General features: G+C 76.2%; 22 protein-coding genes. 17 read left to right on the top strand and 5 right to left on the bottom strand.

The window, feature by feature from the left end:
- Nucleotides 1-41: 41 nt before the first annotated feature.
- The 10 genes from VM95_RS29270 to VM95_RS29225 all read left to right on the top strand — a co-directional run bounded on the left by VM95_RS29270 (nt 42) and on the right by VM95_RS29225 (nt 9433).
- On the top strand, nt 42-332 hold the full coding sequence (locus VM95_RS29270; RefSeq protein WP_045702319.1) for a phosphopantetheine-binding protein: 291 nt from the start codon (nt 42-44) through the stop codon (nt 330-332).
- Nucleotides 329-607, top strand: coding sequence for an acyl carrier protein (locus VM95_RS29265; RefSeq protein ID WP_244178991.1), 279 nt, complete (start codon nt 329-331; stop codon nt 605-607). Before VM95_RS29270 ends, VM95_RS29265 begins: the two co-directional genes overlap by 4 nt.
- Entirely contained in the window at nt 604-1821 is a 1218-nt protein-coding gene (locus VM95_RS29260; RefSeq protein WP_078860722.1) for a beta-ketoacyl synthase N-terminal-like domain-containing protein, read from the top strand. Before VM95_RS29265 ends, VM95_RS29260 begins: the two co-directional genes overlap by 4 nt.
- Nucleotides 1818-2378: a hypothetical protein gene (locus VM95_RS29255; RefSeq protein WP_045702317.1), complete on the top strand. Its 561-nt coding sequence runs from the start codon at nt 1818-1820 to the stop codon at nt 2376-2378. The genes VM95_RS29260 and VM95_RS29255 overlap by 4 nt, the downstream gene beginning before the upstream one ends.
- A gap of 67 nt (nt 2379-2445) precedes the next feature.
- Nucleotides 2446-4077, top strand: a complete 1632-nt coding sequence (locus VM95_RS29250; RefSeq protein WP_045702315.1) for a class I adenylate-forming enzyme family protein — start codon at nt 2446-2448, stop codon at nt 4075-4077.
- The gene (locus tag VM95_RS29245; protein ID WP_078860720.1) at nt 4074-5447 is read left to right on the top strand and encodes a beta-ketoacyl-[acyl-carrier-protein] synthase family protein; all 1374 of its coding nucleotides are present in this window, start codon (nt 4074-4076) and stop codon (nt 5445-5447) included. Before VM95_RS29250 ends, VM95_RS29245 begins: the two co-directional genes overlap by 4 nt.
- Nucleotides 5448-5497: 50 nt before the next feature.
- Entirely contained in the window at nt 5498-6472 is a 975-nt protein-coding gene (gene hppD / locus VM95_RS29240; protein ID WP_045702313.1) for a 4-hydroxyphenylpyruvate dioxygenase, read from the top strand.
- Between the two features lie 50 nt (nt 6473-6522).
- The gene (locus VM95_RS29235) at nt 6523-7437 is read left to right on the top strand and encodes a phytanoyl-CoA dioxygenase family protein (protein ID WP_045702311.1); all 915 of its coding nucleotides are present in this window, start codon (nt 6523-6525) and stop codon (nt 7435-7437) included.
- A complete protein-coding gene (locus VM95_RS29230; protein WP_244178990.1) occupies nt 7434-8468 on the top strand; it encodes a thiamine pyrophosphate-dependent dehydrogenase E1 component subunit alpha in 1035 nt (344 codons plus the stop codon). The genes VM95_RS29235 and VM95_RS29230 overlap by 4 nt, the downstream gene beginning before the upstream one ends.
- Entirely contained in the window at nt 8465-9433 is a 969-nt protein-coding gene (locus VM95_RS29225; protein ID WP_045702309.1) for an alpha-ketoacid dehydrogenase subunit beta, read from the top strand. Before VM95_RS29230 ends, VM95_RS29225 begins: the two co-directional genes overlap by 4 nt.
- A gap of 6 nt (nt 9434-9439) precedes the next feature.
- Here VM95_RS29225 and VM95_RS29220 read toward each other — a convergent pair whose 3' ends face one another.
- The gene (locus VM95_RS29220) at nt 9440-10789 is read right to left on the bottom strand and encodes an acyltransferase (protein ID WP_045702307.1); all 1350 of its coding nucleotides are present in this window, start codon (nt 10787-10789) and stop codon (nt 9440-9442) included.
- Nucleotides 10790-10957: 168 nt separating this feature from the next.
- Here VM95_RS29220 and VM95_RS29215 point away from each other — a divergent pair, with 168 nt between their 5' ends.
- The 4 genes from VM95_RS29215 (at nt 10958) to VM95_RS29200 (ending at nt 15763) form a co-directional block, all read left to right on the top strand.
- Entirely contained in the window at nt 10958-13336 is a 2379-nt protein-coding gene (locus VM95_RS29215; RefSeq protein WP_045702305.1) for an ABC transporter ATP-binding protein/permease, read from the top strand.
- Nucleotides 13337-13419: 83 nt separating this feature from the next.
- On the top strand, nt 13420-14016 hold the full coding sequence (locus VM95_RS29210) for an SH3 domain-containing protein (protein WP_341846032.1): 597 nt from the start codon (nt 13420-13422) through the stop codon (nt 14014-14016).
- Between the two features lie 77 nt (nt 14017-14093).
- Nucleotides 14094-15065: a serine/threonine-protein kinase gene (locus tag VM95_RS29205; RefSeq protein ID WP_045702363.1), complete on the top strand. Its 972-nt coding sequence runs from the start codon at nt 14094-14096 to the stop codon at nt 15063-15065.
- A 32-nt stretch (nt 15066-15097) separates the two neighbouring features.
- Nucleotides 15098-15763 (top strand): hypothetical protein, encoded by a 666-nt coding sequence (locus VM95_RS29200; protein WP_045702301.1) that lies wholly within the window; start codon nt 15098-15100, stop codon nt 15761-15763.
- Between the two features lie 2 nt (nt 15764-15765).
- On the opposite strand, the gene VM95_RS29195 is transcribed toward VM95_RS29200, so the two are convergent.
- Nucleotides 15766-17109: a streptophobe family protein gene (locus VM95_RS29195; protein ID WP_045702299.1), complete on the bottom strand. Its 1344-nt coding sequence runs from the start codon at nt 17107-17109 to the stop codon at nt 15766-15768.
- 240 nt (nt 17110-17349) lie between these two features.
- On the opposite strand from VM95_RS29195, the gene VM95_RS42835 reads away from it, so the two are divergent.
- Nucleotides 17350-18822, top strand: a complete 1473-nt coding sequence (locus tag VM95_RS42835; protein ID WP_157882234.1) for a DUF6777 domain-containing protein — start codon at nt 17350-17352, stop codon at nt 18820-18822.
- A 98-nt stretch (nt 18823-18920) separates the two neighbouring features.
- Here the strand turns inward: VM95_RS42835 and VM95_RS29180 are convergent, their stop codons facing one another.
- A complete protein-coding gene (locus VM95_RS29180) occupies nt 18921-19340 on the bottom strand; it encodes a DUF4259 domain-containing protein (RefSeq protein ID WP_045702356.1) in 420 nt (139 codons plus the stop codon).
- Between the two features lie 146 nt (nt 19341-19486).
- Between VM95_RS29180 and VM95_RS29175 the strand changes: the two genes are divergently transcribed.
- Both VM95_RS29175 and VM95_RS29170 read left to right on the top strand, forming a co-directional pair.
- Nucleotides 19487-20308, top strand: a complete 822-nt coding sequence (locus tag VM95_RS29175; RefSeq protein WP_045702296.1) for a nucleotidyltransferase domain-containing protein — start codon at nt 19487-19489, stop codon at nt 20306-20308.
- Entirely contained in the window at nt 20305-20643 is a 339-nt protein-coding gene (locus VM95_RS29170) for a hypothetical protein (RefSeq protein WP_045702294.1), read from the top strand. Before VM95_RS29175 ends, VM95_RS29170 begins: the two co-directional genes overlap by 4 nt.
- Nucleotides 20644-20673: 30 nt before the next feature.
- Here VM95_RS29170 and VM95_RS29165 read toward each other — a convergent pair whose 3' ends face one another.
- Entirely contained in the window at nt 20674-22287 is a 1614-nt protein-coding gene (locus tag VM95_RS29165; RefSeq protein ID WP_045702292.1) for an LCP family protein, read from the bottom strand.
- Nucleotides 22280-22700, bottom strand: a 421-nt coding sequence (locus tag VM95_RS39215; protein WP_052707643.1) for a DUF6542 domain-containing protein, incomplete at its 5' end; no start/stop codon positions are given. The genes VM95_RS39215 and VM95_RS29165, both read right to left, overlap by 8 nt.

The raw sequence follows: 22700 nt of genomic DNA, 5'->3' as shown, positions 1-22700 counted from the left end.
CGCCCGCCCTCTCCCCCAGATCCAGCAAGGAGCCCACCACCATGCAGGACCGCGTCCGCGCGTTCACCCTCGCCGCCCTGGCCGAGATGCAGTACGACGTCTCCGAGGTCACCGGGGACACCGACCTCGGCCCGGCCGGACTCGACCTCGAATCGCTCGCGCTCGCCGAACTGTCGGTGCAGATCGAGGACGAGTTCGGGATCACCTTCGACCTGGACGAGATGGAGACCACCGCGCTGATGACGCTCGACCAGTTCACCGCCGACGTCGTCCGGCGGATCGACGCGCCGGCGGGCACCACCGCGGCCGCCGCGATCGGCGACGCCGCGTGACCAGCGGGCCGGAGGTGCACGCCGGGCCTGGCACCCCGCCCGACCGGGCCGAGGTGCTGACGATGCTGGCGGCGTTCGGGCAGCGCGCCGCCGAGACCGTGCCGGAGGAGCTCGGATCGCTCGAACTCACCTGGCTCATCGCGGAGTTCGAGCAGCGCTACGGCATCGAGCTCGACCTCGACGACGAGCGCTTCGGCGCCGTCCGGACGGTCGACGACGCCACCGCGCTGCTGCGCGCGGCCGTCCTGGCCGACCGCGCGGGCGCCCGCCCGTGACCGCCACCGCGCCCACCGGCCCCGCGACGGGCGGCACCGGGCCGCCGGGCCGACCGTTCGCCCCCGCCGCTCCCGTCCCGGCCGCGGCCCGCCCGGTCGTCACCGGGCTCGGCGTGCTCAGCGCCGCCGGGCACGGGCTCGACCCGCTCCTCGACGCGGCCGCGCACGGCAAGGCCGCCTTCGGCCCGGTCACCCGCTTCGACGTGGCCGCCCGCCGCACCACCCGGGCCGCGCTGCTGCCCGACCACCTGCTGCCCGACCACCTGCCGCTCGACGGCCCGCTCCCGCTGGCCGGGATCGTGCTGGACGCGATCGGCCAGGCCTGCCGCCGGGCCGCGCTGACCGGGGCGCAGGCCGCCGCACTGCCCGTCCTGCTGGCCGTGCACAGCGACGAACGGACCGGCGCCACCACCCGGGCCGTCGCCGCCGGGACGGCCGCGCGGTGGGGCGCCCCGGGCGTCACCCGGGTGTACACCGGCGCGTGCGTGGCGGCGGCGACCGCCGTCGCCGACGCCGCCGTGCTGGTCGCCACCGGACGGCACGAACGGGTGCTGGTCGCGGCCGGCCACCTGGTCGAACCGGGCGTGTTCGCCGTCTTCGACGCCGGGCGCGCGCTGGCCCGGGACGGCGAGCTGCGCCCGTTCAGCGCCGGCCGCACCGGCACGCTGCTCGCCGACGCGGCCGCCGCCGTCCTGATCGAGGCCGCCCCGGCCGCCGAACGGCGCGGCGCCGCCGTGCTCGCCCGGCTGGCCGGCTGGGGCCGGGCCGGGGACGCCCACCACGTCTGCCGCCCCGAACCGGACGGCCACGGGCTCTCCCGGGCGATCCGGTCCGCCCTCGCCCGGGCCGGGGCCGCCCCGGCCGAGGTCGGCTACGTCAACGCCAACGGCACCGGCTCCACGCTCGCCGACCTCGCCGAAGCACGCGCCCTGCACCGGGTGTTCGGCCCGCACACCGCCGAACTCCCGGTCAGCTCCAGCAAATCGGTGCACGGCCACGCGCTGGAGGCCTCCGCCCTGCTCGAACTCGCCGTCACCATCGGCAGCCTGGGCACCGGCCTGCTCCCGGTCAACGCCGGCGCCCTCGGCCCGGACCCGGAGATCGGCCTCGGCCTCGTCCTGGACGGCCCGCACACCGCCCGCCCCCGCTACGCGCTCAGCCTCAACTCCGCCTTCGGCGGCGCCAACACCGCCCTCCTGCTGGCCGCCGCATGACCGCGACCCCGCCCCCGCTCCCCGCCCCCGCCGCGTACGGCCTGCGGGTCCTCGCCGAGGCCCGCCGACCCGCACCCGGCGCACCCGGCGCACCCGGCACGCCCGAGGAGCCGCCGCCGCTGCCCGGATTCGCCGCCTCCGGCTTCAACCCGCTCGTCGCCGACACCGCCGAGCACTGCCTGCGCGCCCGCCACGGCGCTCCGCCCGCGCCGGGACGCACCGCCCTGCTGCTCGCCAGCAGGAGCGGCGACCGGGCCACCGCGCGGGCCATCGACCGGGCCGCCGAACCCGGGCGGCGCACCGCACCCCTGCTGTTCTTCCAGTCCAACCCGAACGCCGTGCTCGGGCACCTCGCCGCCCGCTGGGGCCTCACCGGCCCCGTCGTGGCGATCAGCCCGGCCGAGGCCGTCCCCGGTGAGGTCCCGGCGGACGCGCTCGACGCCGCCGCGCTGCTCCTCGCGGACGGCGACGCCGAGCAGGTCCTGCTCATCGCCGCCGAGGCGACGCCGGACGGCCACCGGGCCGTCGCCGTCCTGCTGGCGGCGCAGCCGAGCTGACCCACCGGGGCCGCCCTGCCTCCCGGACCGCCACACCGAGCCCAGCCCCCTGAGAGGGAACCGCCCCGTGACCATCCGCAGTCTCCGCACCCGCCTCGCGGACGACCCCGACGTCGGCGCCGGCAACGTCCTGACCGCCCGGCTCGCCCTCGGCCTCGGCCTGGACGAGCCGCTGCTCACCTTCGACACCCCGGTCGACGACCACCCCGCCTGGCAGCCGTTCACCCCGCGCGAGCTGGACCGCGCCGTCCGGGCCCGCGCCGCCGCGCTGCACGCCCTCGGCATCGGCCGGCGCGACCCGGTGGTGGTCCAGGCGAGCGACGCCGCCGACCACGTGCTCGCCTTCCTCGCCCTGGCCCGCCTCGGCGCCATCCCCGCGCTGCTCAACCCCAACCTGGACGGCGAGCGCGCCGCCCGCTACATCGCCCGGCTCGGCGCGGCCGGGGTGCTGGCCGACGAGGCCCACCTCACCGCGCTGGCCGGCCACGACCCGGGCGCGGCACTGCTGCCCGCGATCGGCACCCTCGGTGCGGGAGACCCGGCCGCCGCCCCGGAGCCGTACCGGCACTGGTCCGGCGACCCGGTGGCGATCACCCACTCCTCCGGCACCACCGGGATGCCGAAGGCCGTCGTCCACTCGCACGCGAGCCTGTACGCGGCGATCCGCCACCGGCTGCGGCTGCCCCGCCCGCAGGGCCAGGACCGGATGCTCAGCGCGCTGCCCGCCCCGCACGCCGCGACGCTCATCGCGGTCAACCTCGCGCTCAGCTCGCACACCCGGCTCGCCCTCCTCTCCCGGCAGTCCGGCGCGGGCGTGCTGGAGGCGATCGAGCGGTGGCGGCCCACCGGGGTGGTCGGCTTCGCCGCCACCTGGGCCGAGCTCGCCCACCACGACCTCGCCGCGCGGGACCTGAGCTCCGTCGCGCTCTGGTGGAACACCGGCGACTGCGCGCACGAGGCGCACATCCGCCGGCTGATCGCCACCGGCAGCCGGGAGACCGCCACCCGCGCCGGCCGCACCCGGGAGCCCGGCTCGCTGTTCGTCGACGGGCTCGGCTCCACCGAGATGGGCCACTCGCACTTCTTCATCACCCACGGCCCGGGCACCGAGCGCTACGGGCGCTGCGTCGGGCGCCCGCACGCGTTCGTCGACTGCGCGGTGGTCGGCCCGGACGGCGAGCCGCTCGGCCCCGGCGAGGTCGGCGAACTCGCCACCTCCTCGCCGACGCTGGCGCTCGGCTACTGGAACGACTCCGGCACCACCTTCCGCAGCCGCCTCCGTGGCAGTTTCCTGACCGGTGACTTGATGTACCGGGACGAGGACGGCTACTACTACCACGTCGACCGGGCCGCCGACGCGGTCGAACTCGGCGGCGGCCGCAGGCTGTTCACCGCCATGTCCGAGGAGCGGGTGCTGGCCGCCTGCCCGGACGTGCTGGACTGCACGGTGGTCGCGGTCCGCGACGGCGAGCGGGTGGTCACCGACGTCCTGCTGATCCCCGCCGAGGGCGCCGACCCGGCGGCCGACCGGACGGCGGCGGTGCTCGCCGCCCTGGACGAGGCCGCCGCCGCGACCGTCCGCCGGGTGCTGGTGGTCCCGGCGGACGGGATCCCGCTCGGCCCGACCGGCAAGGTCCGCAAGGTCCTGCTCCGGCAGCGGCACCTGGAGGCCCTGCGCGCCGAGGCGGTGGACGCATGAGCCCCGCCCGGGAGGGCGCCGTCGTCACCGGCCTCGGCGTGCTCTCGCCGCTCGGCCGGGGGGCCGGCGCGGTGTTCGAGGCGCTGACCGCCGGCCGCTCCGGCATCGGCGCCGTGCCCGAGGGCCACCCGGCGCACGGCTGGCTGTCCGCCGCCGGGATCGCCCCCGCCGTGGACGGGCGGGAGGTGCTGCCGCCCACCGAGACCCGCTGCGTGGACCGCTTCGTGCTGCTCGCCCTGGCCGCCGCCGACGACGCGCTCGCCGACGCCGGCCTGGTGGTCGGCCGGGACGCCGACCCGCACCGCACCGCCGTGGTGCTGGCCACCGGGGGCGGCGGCCTGGAGACCTTCGAGCAGCAGTCGCACCGCCGGCTGGAGCGCGGCCGCCCCGGCGTCAGCGCCTACCTGCTGCCGGGCATGCTCGCGAACATGGCCACCGCCCGGATCGCCATCAAACACGGCATCCGGGGCTACAGTTCGGCCGTGGTGACGGCCTGCGCGGCGGGCGCCCAGGCGGTCGCCGAGGGGCTGCGGCTGATCCGCGCCGGGGACGCCGACGTGGTGGTGTGCGGCGGGAGCGAGTCCTCGCTGCACCCGACCATCGCCGCCACCTTCGCCAACGCCCGGGCCCTCGCGCAGGGTTGGGACGACCCCGAACTGGCCAGCCGGCCGTTCGACGCCCGGCGCAACGGCTTCGTGCTGGGCGAGGGCAGCGCCGTCCTCGTCCTGGAGCGCGCCGGGCACGCCGACGCGCGCGGCGCCGCCGGGTACGCGGACGTGATCGGCTGGGGCGCCTCCACCGACGCCCACCACCCGACCATGCCCCGCCCGGACGGTGCGGGTGCGGCCGACGCGATGCGCGCCGCGATCGCCGACGCCGGCCTGCGGCCCGGCGACATCGGCTACCTGAACGCCCACGGCACCGGCACCCGGCTCGGCGACGCGGCGGAGGCCGCGGCGGTGCGCTCCGTCTTCGGTGCGCAAGGACCGGCCGTCAGCTCCACCAAGTCAGCAACCGGTCATCTGCTGGGCGCGGCGGGCTCATTGGAGGCCGCCGTCACTACCCTGGCCGTGTCGCGGGGGACCCTCCCCCCGACGCTCAACCTCACCGAGCCCGATCCGGCCTGCGACCTGGACCACGTCCGCGGCGCCGCCCGGACCACCGCGCTGCGTGCGGCCCTGACCAACGCGTTCGCCTTCGGGGGCCACAACCTGAGCCTGGTCCTCGGCCCGCCCTCCACCCGTACGGCCCGCACCACCGGGCGGCCGCACCGCCCGCCGGCGACGCCGCACGACGGAAGCACGACCGCCGCACCACCAGGACCACCCGGACCACCGCACCACCCGGCAGCCCGGCCGGCCGACCACTGAGGCCCCCGGACCGCCGGTCACCCGACCTGTCGTCCCTGGGGGAGATCCCAATGCCCATCCAGAACATCGCCCACGTCGAGTTCCACTGCGCCGACGCCGACAAGACCGCGGCCGGCCTGACCGCCGACTACGGCTTCACCGCCGACGCCCCGGTGACCACGCCGGACGGCGCCCGCACGATCGCACTGCACCAGGGATCGATCCGTCTCCACCTGAGCTCCGCCGCCTCGCCCGACCACCCGGTGGCCGCCTACGTCGCCCGGCACGGCGACGGCGTCGCCGCGCTCGCCCTCGGCTGCACCGACCCGGAGGCCGCCCTGGAGCGCGCCGAGCGGCACGGCGCCCGCGTCCTGGACCGCGCGGGCAGGCTGATCGTCGGCTTCGGCGACACCGCCCTGCGCCTCGTCCCGCTGCGCGAGGACGCGCCCTCCGACCGGCCCAGACTGCTGGACGAGCTCGACCACGTCGCGATCTGCGTCCCGGCGGGCCGGCTCGGCGACTCGGTGAAGTTCTGCGAGGCCGCGCTCGGCTTCGAGATGATCTTCGGCGAGTACATCGAGGTCGGCTCGCAGGCCATGGACTCCATGGTCGTGCAGAGCCCGTCCGGCGGGGTCACCTTCACCGTCATCGAGCCCGACACCTCCCGCCGGCTCGGCCAGATCGACGAGTTCCTGGCCTCCCACGGCGGCGCCGGCGTCCAGCACCTGGCCTTCAGCACCTCCGACATCGACAACGCCGTCCGCACCGTCCGCTCCCGGGGCGTGGAGTTCCTGACCACCCCGGGCGCCTACTACGACCTGCTGGCCGAGCGCCTCGGCGCGACCGCCATCCCGGTGGAGACCCTGCGCGACCTGCACGTGCTCGTCGACCAGGACCACGGCGGCCAGCTGTTCCAGATCTTCGCCCGCTCCACCCACCCCCGGCGCACCTACTTCATGGAGCTGATCGAGCGCCAGGGCGCCACCACCTTCGGCAGCTCCAACATCAAGGCCCTGTACGAGGCCGTCGAGCGGACGACCTCGTGACCGGGCGGGTCACCCGGTGACCCGCCCCTGAGCGAGAAGGACACACCTGCGTGACCACCGTCGCCGAGTTCCAGCTCTCCGCGGCCGACCTCGCCCTGCTGCCCACCCCCGACGAGGTGGCGCACTACCGCGAGCGCGGCTGGTACCTGTCCCGCAAGCTCTTCACCGACGAGGAGCTGGCCGGCCTGCAGGCCGCGGCCGACCGGTACTACGAGGGCCGACGCGATCGCGAACTCCCGGTCCGGCCGCCACGGTTGGCCTCCTGGGAGCCCGCACACGGCCCCGTCCAGCGGCACAACGACTACGTCCACTACGAGAGTGACGCGATCGGCGCGATCCTGCGCAAGCCGCTGGTCGGCGCGGTGGCCGCGCTCCTCGCCGGCGCCGAGGAGATCAGGATCTTCCAGTCCACCCTGATCCACAAACCCCCGGCGCCGGAGGAGCCCACCAACCGGGTGCCCTGGCACTTCGACAAGCACTACTGGCAGACCTCCAGCTCGGAGGAGATGCTGACCGCCTTCATCCCCTTCCACGACTGCCGGGAGGAGAACGGCACCATCACCATGGTCGACGGCAGCCACCGCTGGCGCGAACTGCCCTCCGCGGAGGACTCCACCCGGCACTTCGCCGACCGCGACAACGGCGAGCTCGACGCCATCCTGGAGGCCAACGCCGCCCACAACGGCCGCCCGGTCACCCGGATCCCGATGCTGATCCCGCGCGGCCACGTGTCCTTCCACCACTGCCGCACCTACCACGGCAGCGGCCCCAACCTCGCCGCCCACCCGCGCCGCGCCGTCTCGCTGCACCTGCAGGACGGCGCCAACGAGTACCGCCGGCACGACACCCCGGACGGCGAACCGGTCGTCTACAACCACGACGTCCTGGTCCGCCGCACCGCCGACGGCCGGCCCGACTACGCCGACCCGGCCTACTGCCCGACCCTGTGGCGAGGGTCGCTGTGACCGCGCCCACCTCTCCGGCGCCCGCCTCCCCCGCGCCCGCCTCCCCCGTCGTGCCCCTGCCGCTGGGCGGGCCCGTCGAGCGCTACCGGGCGCTGCGGCTGATCCGCGGCTTCGAGGAGCTGGCCCTCGCCCTGGTGACGTCCGGCGCGATCCCCGGCGGCATCCACCCGTACATCGGGCAGGAGGCCGTCGCGGTCGGCGTCTGCTCGGCGCTCGGCCCGGCCGACCGGCTCACCAGCACCCACCGCGGCCACGGCCACGTCCTCGCCCGGGGCGTCGACCCTGGCCGGCTGCTCGCCGAACTCGCCGGCCGCGTCGACGGGTTGAACCGCGGCCGGGGCGGCTCGATGCACGCCGCCGACCTCGCGCTCGGCATCCTCGGCGCCAACGGCATCGTCGGCGCCGGCGCCCCGATCGCGGTCGGCGCCGCCTGGGCGGCCAAGCAGGCCCGCAGCGCCTCGGTGGCCGTCGCGTTCTTCGGCGACGGCGCGCTCAACCAGGGCGTCCTGCTCGAATCGCTCAACCTCGCCGCGATGTGGCGCCTGCCGGTGGTGTTCGTCTGCGAGAACAACGGCTACGCCACCACCCTGCCCGCCGCCACCGCGGTCGCGGGCAGCGCCACCGGCCGCGCCGCCGCCTTCGGCATCCCCGCCGAGGAGGTGGACGGCATGGACACCGAGGCCGTCCGGGCCGCCGCGCTGCGCGCCGTCGAACGGGCCCGCGGCGGCGGCGGGCCCGGCTTCCTGGAGTGCCGCACCTACCGGTACGAGGGCCACCACACCATGGAACGGCGGATGAAGCTGCGCTACCGCAGCCCCGAGGAGGTCGAGGCCTGGCGGGCCCACGATCCACTCCCCCGGGCCGCCGCCCTGCTCGACCCGGCGACGGTCGCCGGGCTCGACCGCGCGGTGGCCGAACGGCTCGGCGCAGCCCGGGAGTTCGCGCTCGCCTCGGCGCACCCCGATCCGGCCGGGGCGCTCGACCACCTGTACGCGGACGGGCTGCGCCCCCGGGCGGGGGCGGTCGCGTGACCAGGCTCTCGTACACCAAGGCGCTCAACCGGGCGCTCGCCGACGAACTCGCCGCCGACCCGGCGGTCTGCGTCTTCGGCGAGGACGTCGGCGCCGGGCTGGCCGGCCCCACGCTCGGCCTGCTGGACCGCTTCGGCCCCGAACGGGTCGTGGACACCCCGCTGTCCGAACAGGCCTTCACGGCGATGGCGGTCGGCGCGGCACTGGCCGGGCGGCGGCCGGTGCTGGAGTTCCAGATCCCCTCGCTGCTGTTCCTGGTCTTCGAGCAACTCGTCAACCAGGCCCACAAGTTCTCGCTGATGACCGGCGGCCAGGCGGCCGTCCCGCTGACCTGCCTGGTGCCCGGCTCCGGCTCCCGTGACGGCTGGGCCGGGCAGCACTCCGACCACCCGTACAGCCTGTTCGCGCACGCCGGGATGAAGACCGTGGTGCCCGCCACCCCCACCGACGCCTACGGGCTGCTGCGCTCGGCCGTCCGGGACCGGGACCCGGTGGTGGTGTTCGCGCCCGCGGCGGCCCTGCCGGTGCGCGAGACCGTCACCTGGGAGCTCGCCCCGATCCCGCTCGGCCGGGCCCGGATCCACCGCCCGGGCACCGACGTCACCGTGGTCGCCGTCGGCCACCTGGTGCACGACGCGCTGGCCGTCGCCGAGGAGTTGGCGCCGGAGATCTCGGTCGAGGTGCTGGACCCGCGCACGCTGTACCCGTTCGACTGGGACGCGCTCGCCGGCTCGCTGGAGCGCACCGGCCGGCTGGTGGTGTTCGACGACGCCAACCGCAGCTGCGGCTTCGCCGCCGAACTGCTCGCCACCGCCGCCGAACAGCTGCGGCTGATCGCCCCGCCCCGGCGGATCACCCGCCCGGACGGCGCCGTCCTGCCGTTCGCCCCGGCCCTCGACCGCGCCCTGCAGCCCTCCCGGGAGCAGCTGCGCCACGCGCTGCGCGCGGTGGTCAAGGAGTCCTGAGGGCCGTCAGATCACCCTGGGCACCGCGGCCGCCAGGGCGGGCAGTTCGTCGTCGGCCGCCCGGAAGCGGTGCAGCGCCGCCCGGCCGTCCGCCCCGCGCACCCGGGCGGCGAGCCGGGCGGGCAGCACCACGGTGCTCAGGAAGCCGCTGCCGCCGAACCCCTCGACCGTCCAACCGACCCAGGGCAGCGGGTAGTTCGCCGCCGGGCTGAAGAACACCGGCCGCCGGCCCTGGAAGCTCAGCCGGTAGACGCCGAAACGGCTCCAGTTGGAGAAGCTGAACCGGCGCGCCGCCGGGTCGAAGCCCAGCGGCACGCACGCGCCGAGCCGGGAGCGGCCGACCGCGGCCAGGAAGTCCAGGTTGGCGCGCAGGTTGAGGTGGGCGGCCGGGAAGTCCTCGACCGCCGCCCGCAGCGCGCCGGCCAGCGCCGCCGGCCCGTCCTCGGGCCGGTGCGGCAGGTGCACCTCGCTCAGCAGGTTGCCCACCAGCGCGGGCGACAGGCCCAGCCAGCGGCGGGCGTTGACCGGAACGGTGAGCATCCGCTCGGCCCGGTCCCCGTCCAACTCCCGCAGGGTGCTCAGCAGATGGGCGCAGAGCACGTCCCCGGCGGAGAGCCGGCGCCCGGCGGCCGCGCCGAACTCCGCGCGCATCCGGCGCACTTCGGCCTCGCCGAAGTGAACCTGCACCACTCGGTTGGCGCGCGGCGCGGCCGCCACCTCGCGGGCCAGCAGCTCGGCCTCCGCCGCCGCGGGGATCCGGAAGCCGGGCCGTCCGCAGTCCGGGGCCGGCACCACCCGGTCCAGCAACGCGTCCTGGTCGTCGACGAGTTCGGCCTCCGCCAGGGGCTCTCCCTCGACCGCGGCGGACCAGATCCGCAGCAGCAGGACGAAGCTGTGCAGGTCGCCGATCGCGTGGTGCCAGGAGCAGCCGAGGACCGTCCCGCCGTCCGCGGTGCGGGTGACCCGGACGGTGAGCAGCGGGGCGCCGCCGAGCCGGGCGGCCGGGGCGTCCACCGGGTCGACCAGGTCGGCGCCGGTCGCGGTCGCCCGGCCCATCGCCTCGGCGAGGGTGCCCTCGACGGTGTACACGTCCAGCGGCACGCCGGTGTCGTCGCAGACCGCGCTCAGCACGTCGCCCTCGGTGCGCAGCCGGCCGGCGAAGACCGGCACCCGTTCCAGGGCGCGGGCCAGGCCGGCGGCGAGCCGGTCGTCGTCCAGCGGCCGTTCGAAGTAGAGGACGACGGAGACGGCGAGGTCGGCGAGCATGGTGTCCATCAGGCCGCAGCGCAGCACCCGCCCGGTGGCGCGGCCGGCGCGGACGGTCCGGCGGCGGCGCAACTGCGGCCAGCTGGTCATGGGTCCCCTCCCGGGGCGGCGGCGGACGGCGCGCGGGCACGCCGAACGATAGTGCCGCGCCTTCCCAGTGGTCCAGTCCAATCTCCGTCCAGTCCGATCTCCGTCCGGCCCGTTCGGCGCCCGGCGCCGGACGGGCCGGGAACCCGGGCCGCGGCTAGACTTCCGACCATGGGAGCGCGCCCCGGCGCACCCAGCGCGCCGCCCCTCGTCCTGCTCACCGACTCCGGGTCCCAGCTGATCGACCCCGGCCGGGAGTACCACGTCGGCCGCGACCCGACCAGCGAGATCGTGCTGGACGACCCCCGGGTCTCCTGGCACCACGCGGTGCTGCGCGCCGTCGACGACCACTGGCTGCTGGAGGACGTCGGCAGCACCAACGGCACCTTCGACGACGGCCACCGGGTCAGCAGCGAGGACGTCGGCGCGGGCACCCACCTGCGCTTCGGGGACCCGTCCAGCGGCCCGGCCGCCACCCTGGCCGGCCTGCCCCGGCCCGTCCCCGGCCCCGCCCTCGCCCCGGGGCTCGCCCCCGGCGACCGCACCGCCGTCCTCGCCCCGCAGGCCTCCGGCACCTTCCGCAGCCCCAGCTCCGTCCGGCCGCTGCCCGAACGCACGCTGCGGATCGGCCGCTCGCACGACAACGACCTCGTCCTGGACGACCTGGTGGTCTCCCGCCACCACGCCGAGCTGCGCGAACTGCCCGGCGGCGGCCACGAGATCGTCGACCTCGCCAGCCACAACGGCACCTACCTCAACGGCAGCCCGGTGCAGCGCGCCCCGGTCGGCCCGGCCGACCTCATCGGGATCGGCCACTCCGCGCTCTGCCTCGTCGACGGCCGGCTGGTCGAGTACACCGACACCGGCGAGATCTCCCTGGACGTCCAGCACCTGGTCGTCCGGGTCGGCCCCGACCACCGGGTGCTGCTGGACGACGTCGGCTTCCCGCTCGCCGAACGCTCGCTGCTGGCCGTCGCCGGCCCGAGCGGCGCCGGCAAGTCCACCCTGCTCAACGCGCTGACCGGTCTGCGCCCGGCCGACGAGGGCACCGTGCTCTACGACGGGCGCGACCTCTACCGCGACTACGCCGAACTGCGCCGCCGGATCGGCCTGGTGCCGCAGGACGACATCCTGCACACCCAGCTCACCGTGCGCCGCGCCCTCGCCTACGCCGCCGAACTGCGCTTCCCCGGCGACACCGCCCGGGGCGAGCGGGAGGCCCGGGTCGCCGAGGTGATCGGCGAACTCGGCCTCGACGGCCGGGCCGACCAGGTGATCGCCAGCCTCTCCGGCGGCCAGCGCAAGCGGGTCAGCGTCGCCCTGGAACTGCTCACCAAGCCCTCGCTGCTCTTCCTCGACGAGCCGACCTCCGGTCTGGACCCGGGCATGGAGCGCTCGGTGATGCACATGCTGCGCGGCCTGGCCGACGACGGCCGCACGGTGGTCGTGGTCACCCACAGCGTGCTGAGCCTGGGCGTCTGCGACCGGCTGCTGGTGCTGGCCCCAGGCGGCCGCACCGCCTACTACGGCCCGCCCGGCGAGGCGCTGGCCTACTTCGGCTTCGAGGAGTGGCCGGAGGCCTTCGAGGCCTTCGAGAACGAGGACCACGCCGCGTGGCAGCAGCGCTTCCGCGCCTCCCCGCAGTACCGCCGGTACGTCACGGCGGAGGCCGTGCCCGCACTGCCGCACCGCGCGCCGGCCGAGCGGCCCGCCCCGGCGATCGGCCGGGAGAAGCCGCAGGGCTGGTTCGCCCAACTCGGCACCCTGGTACGCCGCTACACCTCGGTGCTGGCGGCCGACCGGCTGTTCCTCACCGTCATGGTGGCGCTGCCCTTCGTGATCGGCGTGATGTGCCGGGCGATGGCCGGCTCCCGCCTCTCCCCCGACAACGCCGTCAACTGCCTGCTCACGCTGTGCATCGGCGGGCTGCTCACCGGCTCCGCCAACTCGGTGCGCGAGCTGGTCAAGGAACGGGCGATCTACCGGCGGGAGCGGGTGGTCGGCCTGTCCAGATCGGCCTACCTGGTGTCCAAGGTGGTGGTGCTGGGCACGGTCACGGTGCTGCAGGCGGCGGTGCTCACGGTGGTCGGGCTGGCCGGCGTCGACCTCTCCTTCGCGGTGCCGACCGGTGTGGTGATGCCGCAGCTGCCCGAGCTGATCATCGCGGTCGGGCTGCTCGCCTTCTCCGCGATGATGCTCGGCCTGGTGGTGTCCGCGCTGGTGGGGAAGGAGGAGGCCACCATGCCGCTGCTGGTGCTGCTGTCGGTGGTGCAGATCGTGTTCAGCGGGCTGATGCTCAAACTGCACGGCGTGCCCGGCCTGGAGCAGCTGGCCTGGCTGATCCCGTCCCGCTGGGGCATGTCGGCGATGACCCGCACGGTGGAGCTGCACGGCGTCTTCCCGACCGCGATCACCGCCGACCCGATGTTCCGGCACGAGCGGCCCGGCTGGCTGGTGAGCATGGCGGTGCTGCCGGGGCTGTCGGCGGCGTACGGGCTGCTGGTGCTGGGGCTGCTGCGGCGGCACGAGCCGGCGATCATGCGCCGGTAGCGGCCGGGCGCCGCCGGTGGGCGGCTCGTGCGCGGCCGGGTGCGGTGGTGGACCCGCCGGTAGAGTGAAGGAGCAGCGAGGAAGTGCAGCCAGCGATGGACCAGTTCGCGTTCCGCCCCAGCCATGTCGCCCCGCCGGGCGGGATGGCCAGCTGGGCGGCCCCGGACCCGGCCGTGCCGACCGCCCGGCTGGACGCGCTGCTGCCGGTGCAGCTGCTGGCCCGGCAGGGCGACTGGGCGCAGGTGCTCTGCTCCAACGGCTGGACGGCCTGGGTCGACGGCCGGCTGCTGCTCACCCTCCCGCAGCCCCCGCCCGCCGCCGGCGCCGCGCCCGCCCGTACCGTCGACCCGCGCCCGGCGCTGGCCGAGGCGGAGGCCGCGCTGGCCCGCTACCGGGCGCTGCTGGAGGACCTGGCGGCGGGCACCCTGGACCTGGCGACCTTCCGGGAGCGGGCCCGCGGGCTGCGGCTCGGGCTGGTGGTGGACGGCGGCGAGCTGTGGGTGTTCGACCCGGCGCAGGACCGCTGGTGCTACGCGGACGGCCTGCGGCTGCAGCCGTACGCGGCCGCCGACCGTCCGGCGCCCGCCCACGCGCCCGCCGCGACGCCGTCGCCCTCGCCCTCGCCCTCGCCGTCGCCCGTCGGCACCACGTACGCGCCCACCCGGGCCGGCGAGCCGTGACCACCGCCGGCCTCCCCGCGCGGTCGGAGCCGCCCGACCCGCCCGACCCGCCCGAGCCGGCCGCCGCGGGCGGCAGCGTGCTGCCGTCCGGCCTGGTCGGGCGGCGGGTGGCGGGCTACCGGCTGGAGGAGGAGATCGGGCGCGGCGGGATGGCCGTGGTGTACCGCGCCAAGGACCTGCGGCTCGGCCGGACGGTCGCGGTCAAGCTGCTGGCGCCCGAACTGGCCCGCAACGAGGTGTTCCGGCAGCGGTTCACCCACGAGTCGGAGGCCGCGGCGGCGATCGACCACCCGCACATCGTCCCGGTCTTCGAGGCCGGCGAGCAGGACGGCCTGCTGTACATCGCGATGCGCTACGTCGCGGGCGGCGACCTGCGCGCGCTGATCAGCCGCAGCGGCCCGCTACCGGTCGACCGGGCGGCCGGGCTCGCCCTGCAGATCGCCTCCGCGCTGGACGCGGCGCACGACCGCGGCCTGGTGCACCGGGACGTCAAACCGGGCAACGTGCTGGTCGCCGCCGGGACGGACAGCGAGCACCCCGAGCACCTGTACCTGGCGGACTTCGGGCTCACCAAGAAGTCCCTCTCGCTCAGCGGGCTGACCAGCGTCGGCCAGATCGTCGGCACGCTGGACTACGCGGCGCCCGAGCAGATCTCCGGCAAACCGCTGGACGGGCGCTGCGACCAGTACGGCCTCGGCTGCGTGGTCTACGAACTGCTGGCCGGCGCCCCGCCGTTCCGCCGCGAGAGCGACGTCGCACTGCTGTGGGCGCACCTCAACGACCCGCCGCCCGCGCTGCGCGACCTGCGGCCCGACCTGCCGGCCGAGGTGGCGGCCGCCGTCGCCCGGGCGCTCGCCAAGGCGCCCGAGCAGCGCCACCCGAGCTGCCTGCGGTTCGTCGCGGAGCTGCGCGCGGCGGCCGCCCCGGTCCCCTGGCGGGCGCCCGGCCCGCCCACCCAGGTGGTGCCGGCGGGCGCGGTGCCCGAGGCCGTCGTGCCCGACGCGCCCGCCTGGGCGGCCCCGGTGGTCCACCCGCCGCCCCGGCACTGACCGGCCGGAAGCGCCCGGCTAGCCTCACGCCGGTGAACCTCAACCTCCACGGCAGCGCCATACCCTCCGGCCTGACCCGGCGGGCCCACAGCTTCGTCAGCGTCCACGGCGTCAAGGTCGATGTGGCCCCGGTCGAGGAGCACCGGCAGTGGTGGCTCGACCGGGACGTTCCGGCGGAGGTGATCGATTCGATGGCGGCGTTCCAGCAGCGCTGGGGCGGTCTGGTCCTGCCGCCCTCGCCGATGTACAACGGCGGGCCCCGGTACCTGTCCGTGGACTCGGCCGAGGCCTCGGAGGAGGACGGCTGGTCCTTCGAGGCCGGGGTGCAGCGGGCCGCCGTCCCCTACAGCTTCCGGATCGGGCCGTCCGGCGAGTTCGGCATCCAGGCGGACCGGTGGTTCCCGCTGCACGCGAGCGTCGAGGGCTGGGTGGAGTCGCTGGCGCTGAGCCACCACGCGGCGTTCTGGGCGCGGCAGGTCACCAAGGTCACCGGCCGCGAGGTCGACGGCCTCGACCTGGACGGGTTCGAACCGGTGCGCGAGGTGCGGGGGCTGGCCGACACCTGGTGGCGCGGCGCCGACTCCCTGGTGGCGGTCTACACCGGCGAGGCCGAGGCCTGCTCCTGGCCCGCCGGGCGCACCGCGTGGATCTACTCCGGCCTTGACGCGTGGGGCCTGCGGGCGGGCGTCGAGGACTGAGGTCAGCCGCCCGCGCCGCCCATCACCTCGCCCCGGTGGCGGGTGCGGGTGGCGAGCAGCGCGCCGAGGGCACCGCAGACCAGGCCCCACCCGGCCGCGAGCGGGACGGCCGTCCACAGCACCGGGCGCAGGGTGAGGCTGCCGCTGCCGAAGGACGCCAGCGGGCTGGCGCCGCCGAGGACGGTGCCCAGCAGGTCGCCGAGGCCGCCCTGGCCGAGGCCGACACCGAGCACGGAGAGCCCGTAGTCGGCGTCGGCCCGCGTCCACAGGCCCACCAGCAGCACGGTGACGGCGGTGGCGAGCGCGAAGCGGACGGCGTGCTGCCAGAGGCGGACGGTGCGCGGCGAGCGGTGGGCGGCGAGGAACGCGGCGGCGAGCAGCAGGACGGCGGCCAGCGGCAACAGCCACCAGGCCCGGGCGTCCTGGTCGGTGAGGGTGCCGAGGTCGACCGTGGCGCGGTGGCCGTCCGGGGCGCGCAGCGCGTCGGAGAGCGGCTTCGGGACGGGCAGGCCGAGCCCGCCGGCCAGCCGTCCGTGCCACTCGGCGCCGAGGCCGACGCCGAAGGCCAGCCAGACCAGGTCGGGCAGGGCGAGCAGCACCACGGCCAGGGTCTGCCGGGCGTTGCCGTGCACGATCGCGGTCACCACCCCGGCCACCGCGCCGATCGCCAGGTAGCCGATCAGCACCAGCCAGAGCGCGAACGCGGGCGGGCGGACGGCCAGTTGGAAGCGGACCAGGGAGGGCGGCAGCGGGGCGCGGCGGGAGACGGCGAAGGTGGCGGCGAGCACCAGCAGCAGCCAGGCCAGCCCGATGCCGACCGTGCTCGGCGCCTCGGCGTGGAAGCCGACCTCCGGGGTCAGGCCGAGCGCGCCGCCGATGGTCTGCACCAGGTCGCCGCCGAGCGGCACGGTGAAGCGGTGCTTGGCGCCGAGGGTCAGGAGCACCAGGGCGAGCAGCCACAGCAGGGCCGTCCGGGTGATCCGGGCGAGCAGTTCGCCGCTGCCGGCCACGGCCCGGAAGCGCAGCTGGCGCAGGAACACCTCGGCGATCACCACCGCGCCGGCCACCGAGACGGACAGCGGCATCGCGGTGATGCCGGCGTCTACGGCGGCGAAGTCGCCCGCGCCGCCGTCGAGTTGGACGGATCCGCCGACCGCCAGGGCGAGGGTGGCGGCCAGCACGGCGGGGAAGCCGCCGTCCGGGAGGTCGTCGGCGCCGGCCAGCCACAGGCCGAGGGCGGCCACGGCTGCCATCGCGGCGAGGCCGGCCAGCACGACGGCGAGCGCGTCGAGCCAGCCGCGCAGCGCGCCGGGCGGGCCGATGGGCCTGGTCGTGGGCCGAGTCATTCCGCCTCCTGGTGCCCTGGTCCGGTGCCCCGGTCGCCTGCTCGCGTTCACCCGGGCCGTCGCACGCCGTCGCGGCCCGGTCGGGTTCCAGCCTGACCGAGGTCGGACGGGCACGCGCGGCGACGGCGGGCACACCTGCTGTTGCGGGGCTCGGGGGGCCGGGGGGAAATGGGAGGCAGTGGCAGGAGCCTCCCGTGCCGCCCGGCCGTGGCGGCCGGCGGCCTGCGAAACGGAGCCTCGATGAGTTCCCAACCGCCTCCGGCCGGCCCGCCGAGCGAGCCGCCGTTCGGACCTCCGTCCGGTCCCCCGTCCGGCCCGCTGGCCGGGCCGCCCTCCGGACCGCCGTCCGTTCCCCCGCCGCCCTCGGGCCCACCGGGTGCGGGCGGCCCGCCCTCCGGCGGGCTTCCGCGCACGCCCTGGTGGCGCTCCGGGCGGGGGCTGGCGGTCGCGGCGGGCGCGGTGGCGGCGGCCGTGGTGGCGACGGTGCTGATCGTCAACAACCAGAGCGGCGGCCACCACGAGGCCATCCCGACCGCCAACGAGGTCGCGCTGCAGGCGCCGACCGACCCCGGGCCGGACCCGTTCACCCCTTCGGCGGATACCCAGCACGTCACCGCGCCCGCCCCGACGCAGCAGCCCGCGCAGACGGCGGCCCCCGCGTCCGGCACCGCCTCGGCGGTGCTGCACAGCGTGCAGGGCGGCTCGGCCGGTCTGTACGCCGGGTCGATGAACAAGTCCAGCTGCGACACCGAGCGGCTGATCTCGACGGTCTCCGCCGGGGACACCGGCCGGGCCTGGGCCTCGGCGGCCGGGATCTCCCAGTCCGACATCCCGGCCTACCTGCGCTCGCTGACCTCCGCGTACCTGCGGGTGGACACCCGGGTGACCAACCACAGCTACCGCAGCGGCGCCGTCGTCGAGTTCCAGTCCGTGCTGCAGGCCGGCACGGCCGTCCTGGTGGACGCCCAGGGCGTGCCCCGGGTGCGGTGCGCCTGCGGCAACCCGCTGAAGGCTCCGGTGCTGGTGAGCAACGCCAAGTACACCGGGAAGGCGTGGGCGGGCTTCCAGCCGACCACGGTGATCGTGGTGGTGCCGGCGCCGCAGCCGGTGACCGAGATCATCCTGGTCAACATCGAGACCGGCGACTTCTTCTCCCGGCTGACCAGGCGGATCGAGGTGGTCGACAGGCGCGTCGAGCCGCCGAAGGGCCCGATGCCGCCCGGCGTCCCGCCGCCCGCGGCGTGGAAGCCGGCCACTCCGGTGACGCCGACCACCTCGGGGCCGTCCTCGTCCTCGTCCTCGGGCGCGACGACCTCCGGCGGCACGTCCTCCGGGTCGACCTCCTCGGGTGCGACCACCTCGGGGGCCACGTCCTCGGGCGCGACCACCTCCGGGTCGACGACCTCCGGCTCGACCAGTTCGGGCGCCACCAGTTCGGGCGCGACGACGTCGTCCGGCGGCCCGTCGACCTCCGGGACCACCAGCTCCGGTTCGACGACCTCCGCCGGCACGCCGGCCGAGAAGTCCGCCTCGTCCGCCTCGTCCGCGTCGTCCGCGTCGGGCACGACCTCCGGCGCGTCCACGACCACGGCCAAGAGCACGGCGACCACCGGCACGCCGACCCGCACGCCGACCGCGACCTGCGCGACCACCCCGAGCACCACCTCGCCCTCGCTGCCTCCGTGCCCCACCACCTCGGGCGCCACGCCCTGACGCACGGAAACCCACCGCCCCTGCCGCCACCGGCCGTCACCACCGGTGGCGGCGGGGGCCGTTGCGCACCCGGGCCCGGCTCACCGCCGGACCGGCGGCTACCCGGCGACCGACGGCACCGGCACGAGCACGGCGCGCAGGGTGCGGATCCCCTGCCGCCAGGCCTCGCTCTCGGCCCCCTCGCCCCACAGCTCCGCCAGCTCCGACTCCTCCGCCAGCACCCGGTCCAAGGCCTCCACCGCGAGCGGGCGCAGCTCGACGGGGAGCGCGGGTATCGGCTCGGCCGGGCCGTACGCCGTGGTCACCGGCGTGCCGCCCGGGCACTGCGCGGCGACCAGCGCGGCCGCCACCACGGCCTCGGCGCCCTCGTCCGACTCCAGGTAGTCCTCCCCCTCGGCGGCGCGCAGCAGCGCCGCCCGGATCAGCCCCGCGCGCCCGCCCGGGGCCGCGTCGTCGAGCGACCCGGAGAAGTCCGCCGCCGAGTCGTTCTCGAAGTGCCCGATGCCCCACGTCCCCATGTCGAATTCCTTCCGGTGCCCGAGGTGTTCGTACGCCATGGATGCTGGCACACGGCACTGACAATTCCGCCCGCAGCACCGGAAAGGGGGGGGCGGGCCGGGGAAATCCGCTCGCCACCCGCCGCTCGGGGTGGCATCATGCGCGCATGATCGGCAAGGGGCTCGACCAGGACGGATGCATCGCGCGCGAAGGCTCGCTCGACCGGGTGGCGGCGGAGTTCGCGCCGGTGGTCGAGGCCGCCCGCGCGCGGATCGCCGCCGCCTTCGGCCCCGACCGGCTGCACAGCGCCTACCTGTACGGCAGCATCCCGCGCGGCACCGCCGTCCCGGGCGTCTCCGACCTCGACGTGCTGCTCGCCCTGCACGACGAGCCCACCGCGGCCGACCGGGCGGACGCCGACGCGGTCGAGGCCGCGCTCGACGCCGGGTTCGACCAGGTCGACGGGGTGGGCGTGCTGCTGTTCGGCACGGGCAGGCTGCTCAGCGAGCTGGAGCGGCACGACCTGGGCTGGTTCGTGGCCTGCCTGTGCACCCCGCTGCTCGGCCCGGACCTCGCGGCCGGGCTGCCCCGCTACCGCCCGTCCGCGCTGCTCGCCCGGGAGACCAACGGCGACCTCGGGCTCGCCCTCGCCGGCTGGCGCGAGCGGCTGGCCGCCGCCGGCTCGGACGGCGCCGGCTCGGACGGCGCGCTGCGCGCGCTCAGCCGCTCGGTCTCCCGCCGGATCGTGCGCACCGGCTTCACCCTGGTCATGCCCCGCTGGGGCGGCTGGACCAGCGACCTCGCCGCCTCCGCCGAGGCCTTTGCCGGCTACTACCCCGACCGCGCCGACCAGATGCGCCTGGCCGCCGCCGTCGCCCGCACCCCCACCACCGACCGCGCCGTCCTGGCCGCCCTCGTCGACGACCTCGCCCCCTGGCTCGCCGCCGAGTACACGGCCGTCCACGGCGAGAAGGTCCCGCGCCTGTGAGTACGGCACCGGAGCCTCCGCTCGTCCGCGAGGTCTTCCCCGACCTCGTCCGCGAGCTGATCGGCCTGCTCGAAGCGGAGGGCGAGCGCGAACTCGCCATCTGCGCCCGGGACCTGCGCCTCGTCGCCGCCTGCGGCTGCTCCGACGACTTCTGCCAGAGCTTCAGGACCGCGCCCCACCAGCCCGGCACGCCGTACGGCCCGGGGCACCGGTGCCTGCCGCTGCTGCCCGCGAAGGGCGATCTCGTCCTGGACGTGGTCGACGGCCGGATCGTGTACGTCGAGGTGCTCTTCCGCGAGCCCCTGCGGGACGCGCGCCTCCGCCTGCCGAACTGACCGGCCGGCGGAGGCGCGGGCCGACCGGGGTCAGTCGACGCAGGGGATGCCGCCCGCCTTGACGGCCGGCCCCTGCATGGGCAGGCCCGCCGCCGGGTCGGTGGACGGGTCGGCCGGCGCGGCACCGCCCGCGGGGGCGGAGGCCGTGGCGGACGGGGTACGGGTGGCGGCGAGGGTGACCACGATGTGGCCGGCGGCGACGCCGGTGGCCGGGGTGGCGATCACCCCGTACCGGGCGGCGAGCTGCTGGGCGTCCGCCTTGGCGCCGCTGCCGTAACTGACCGTGGTGGCCCTGGTCCTGGCCGGCGCGTCGCCGATCCTGCCCGCCTGGTAGCCGAGTTCGGCCAGCGCCTTGGACTCGGTGACGGCCGCGCCCGCGCCCGCCGCCGCGTTGACGTCGACGACGGCCTTCGGCGCCGCGCTCGGGCTCGGCGTCGCCGTGGGCGCGGGCGTCGGCGTGGGCGAGGCGGCGGCCTCGGTGCCGGGGTCGGCCGGGGTGGCCGGTGCGGCGGGCGCCGGTTCGTGGTTGAAGATCTGTCGGACGATCTTCTTGATCAGGTCCGGGTTGACGGTGTTGACCTCCTGCCCGCCGACCGTCTTGAACCCGGTGATCGGCAGGGTGTTGAACTCGACGTTCCCGCCGGTGAGGTTGGGCGCCTGCTGGGCGAAGTCGAGGATGTTCCACTCGTTGTCGATGACGACGTCCTTCTTCACCACGTCGAACAGCTTCTGCATCTGCCCGAAGTCGTTCAGGATGCCCTGCTGCTTGAGCCGGTACTCGACGGAGGAGATGAAGGCCTGCTGCCGGTGGGTGCGGTCGAGGTCGCCGTTGGTGAGGTGGTGGCGCTGGCGGACGAAGGAGAGCGCCTGGGCGGCGTCGAGCGAGCTGATCCCGGCGGGGAGCTTGAGGCCGGTGCCACCGCCCTCGTGGGTGGCGGTGCGGGAGACGATCGGATCGTCGACCGGGTGGTTGAGGCAGACCTGGATCGGCTCGACGGCCTTCGCGATGTCGTAGAACCCCATCAGGTTGACCTCGGCGAAGTGGTCGATCGGGATGTCCAGGAAGCTCTGCACGGTCTGGATGGTCGCCGACCGCCCGGCCTCCCGGCTCTGCCGCTCCAGCACCGCCTTGGAGAGCCCCTTGCCGGCGAGCTTCGCCTCGGCGGCCTCCTTGGCGATGCCGTACGCCTCCTTGATCTTGTGCATCTTCCCGTCCGCGCCGACGGTCTGCACGTAGTCGTCGCGCGGGATGGACAGCGCGCTGACCTTGCCGCCGTTGGCCGGGATGTGCAGCACGATCATGGCGTTGGTGTTGTAGCCGCCGATCTCGCTGGAGCCGGCGTGCAGCTCGTCCTCGACGAACTGCTTGGGCAGGTCGTTGCCGTCCATGTCCTTGCGGCTGTCGAGGCCGATCAGCAGCAGGTTGACCGACTTGTCCAGGTGCGGCGGCGCGTGGCGCCTGGCCTCGTCCAGCGCTCCCGACTTGACCATGCCGTCGTCGAGGCTGCGGTACTCGTACCAGGTGAAGCCGCTGGCGCCGAGCACCGCGATCGAGACGGTGCAGGCCAGGGTCCGCCCGGCGAGGGTCAGCGGGTTGCTGCCGCGGCGCGGGGCGCGGCCGCGGGGGCGGTTGCGCTCAGCCACGGCGGCCCCTTCCGGTCGGGGCGCCCGCGGCGGGGCGCCGGCGCTCCAGCCCCGCCCGGACCGCGATCACCAGCAGGGCGGCCGCCGTCGCCGTCGCCATCACCGGGAACGCGCCGACCACCCAGCGCAGCGCGCCGGTGCCGAGGCCCGGGCCCCGGTACGTCTCGGAGTGCGCGACGTACTCGACGCCGGAGGCGGCGAGCAGCACCACGATCGGCGCGGCGGTCACCACCCACCACCGGCCGGCCCGGCTGCACAGCGCCGCCGCCGCGCCCGTCCCGGCCACCGCGCCGACCGCGAAGAGCAGGCCGACGCCGGGCCCGCCCAGTTCGTCGGCGGCCCCGCCCAGCACGGGCAGGCCGACCGCGGCCAGCAGCACCGCCGCCGCCCGGCCCCGGCGGGTCGGCTGCGGG

Origin of the sequence: Streptomyces rubellomurinus, from assembly GCF_000961885.1 — a bacterium.
Lineage (GTDB): Bacteria > Actinomycetota > Actinomycetes > Streptomycetales > Streptomycetaceae > Kitasatospora > Kitasatospora rubellomurina.
This window is presented reverse-complemented; position numbering and strand designations above follow the sequence as displayed.

Excerpts from the sequence above, each read along its gene's own strand:
- VM95_RS29175 (WP_045702296.1), top strand. The coding sequence starts at position 19,487 with ATGATCGGCAAGGGGCTCGACCAGGACGGATGCATCGCGCGCGAAGGC.
- VM95_RS29195 (WP_045702299.1), bottom strand. The coding sequence starts at position 17,109 with ATGACTCGGCCCACGACCAGGCCCATCGGCCCGCCCGGCGCGCTGCGC.
- VM95_RS29180 (WP_045702356.1), bottom strand. The coding sequence starts at position 19,340 with ATGGGGACGTGGGGCATCGGGCACTTCGAGAACGACTCGGCGGCGGAC.
- VM95_RS42835 (WP_157882234.1), top strand. The coding sequence starts at position 17,350 with ATGAGTTCCCAACCGCCTCCGGCCGGCCCGCCGAGCGAGCCGCCGTTC.
- VM95_RS29215 (WP_045702305.1), top strand. The coding sequence starts at position 10,958 with ATGGGAGCGCGCCCCGGCGCACCCAGCGCGCCGCCCCTCGTCCTGCTC.
- VM95_RS29255 (WP_045702317.1), top strand. The coding sequence starts at position 1,818 with ATGACCGCGACCCCGCCCCCGCTCCCCGCCCCCGCCGCGTACGGCCTG.
- hppD (WP_045702313.1), top strand. The coding sequence starts at position 5,498 with ATGCCCATCCAGAACATCGCCCACGTCGAGTTCCACTGCGCCGACGCC.
- VM95_RS29270 (WP_045702319.1), top strand. The coding sequence starts at position 42 with ATGCAGGACCGCGTCCGCGCGTTCACCCTCGCCGCCCTGGCCGAGATG.
- VM95_RS29220 (WP_045702307.1), bottom strand. The coding sequence starts at position 10,789 with ATGACCAGCTGGCCGCAGTTGCGCCGCCGCCGGACCGTCCGCGCCGGC.
- VM95_RS29245 (WP_078860720.1), top strand. The coding sequence starts at position 4,074 with ATGAGCCCCGCCCGGGAGGGCGCCGTCGTCACCGGCCTCGGCGTGCTC.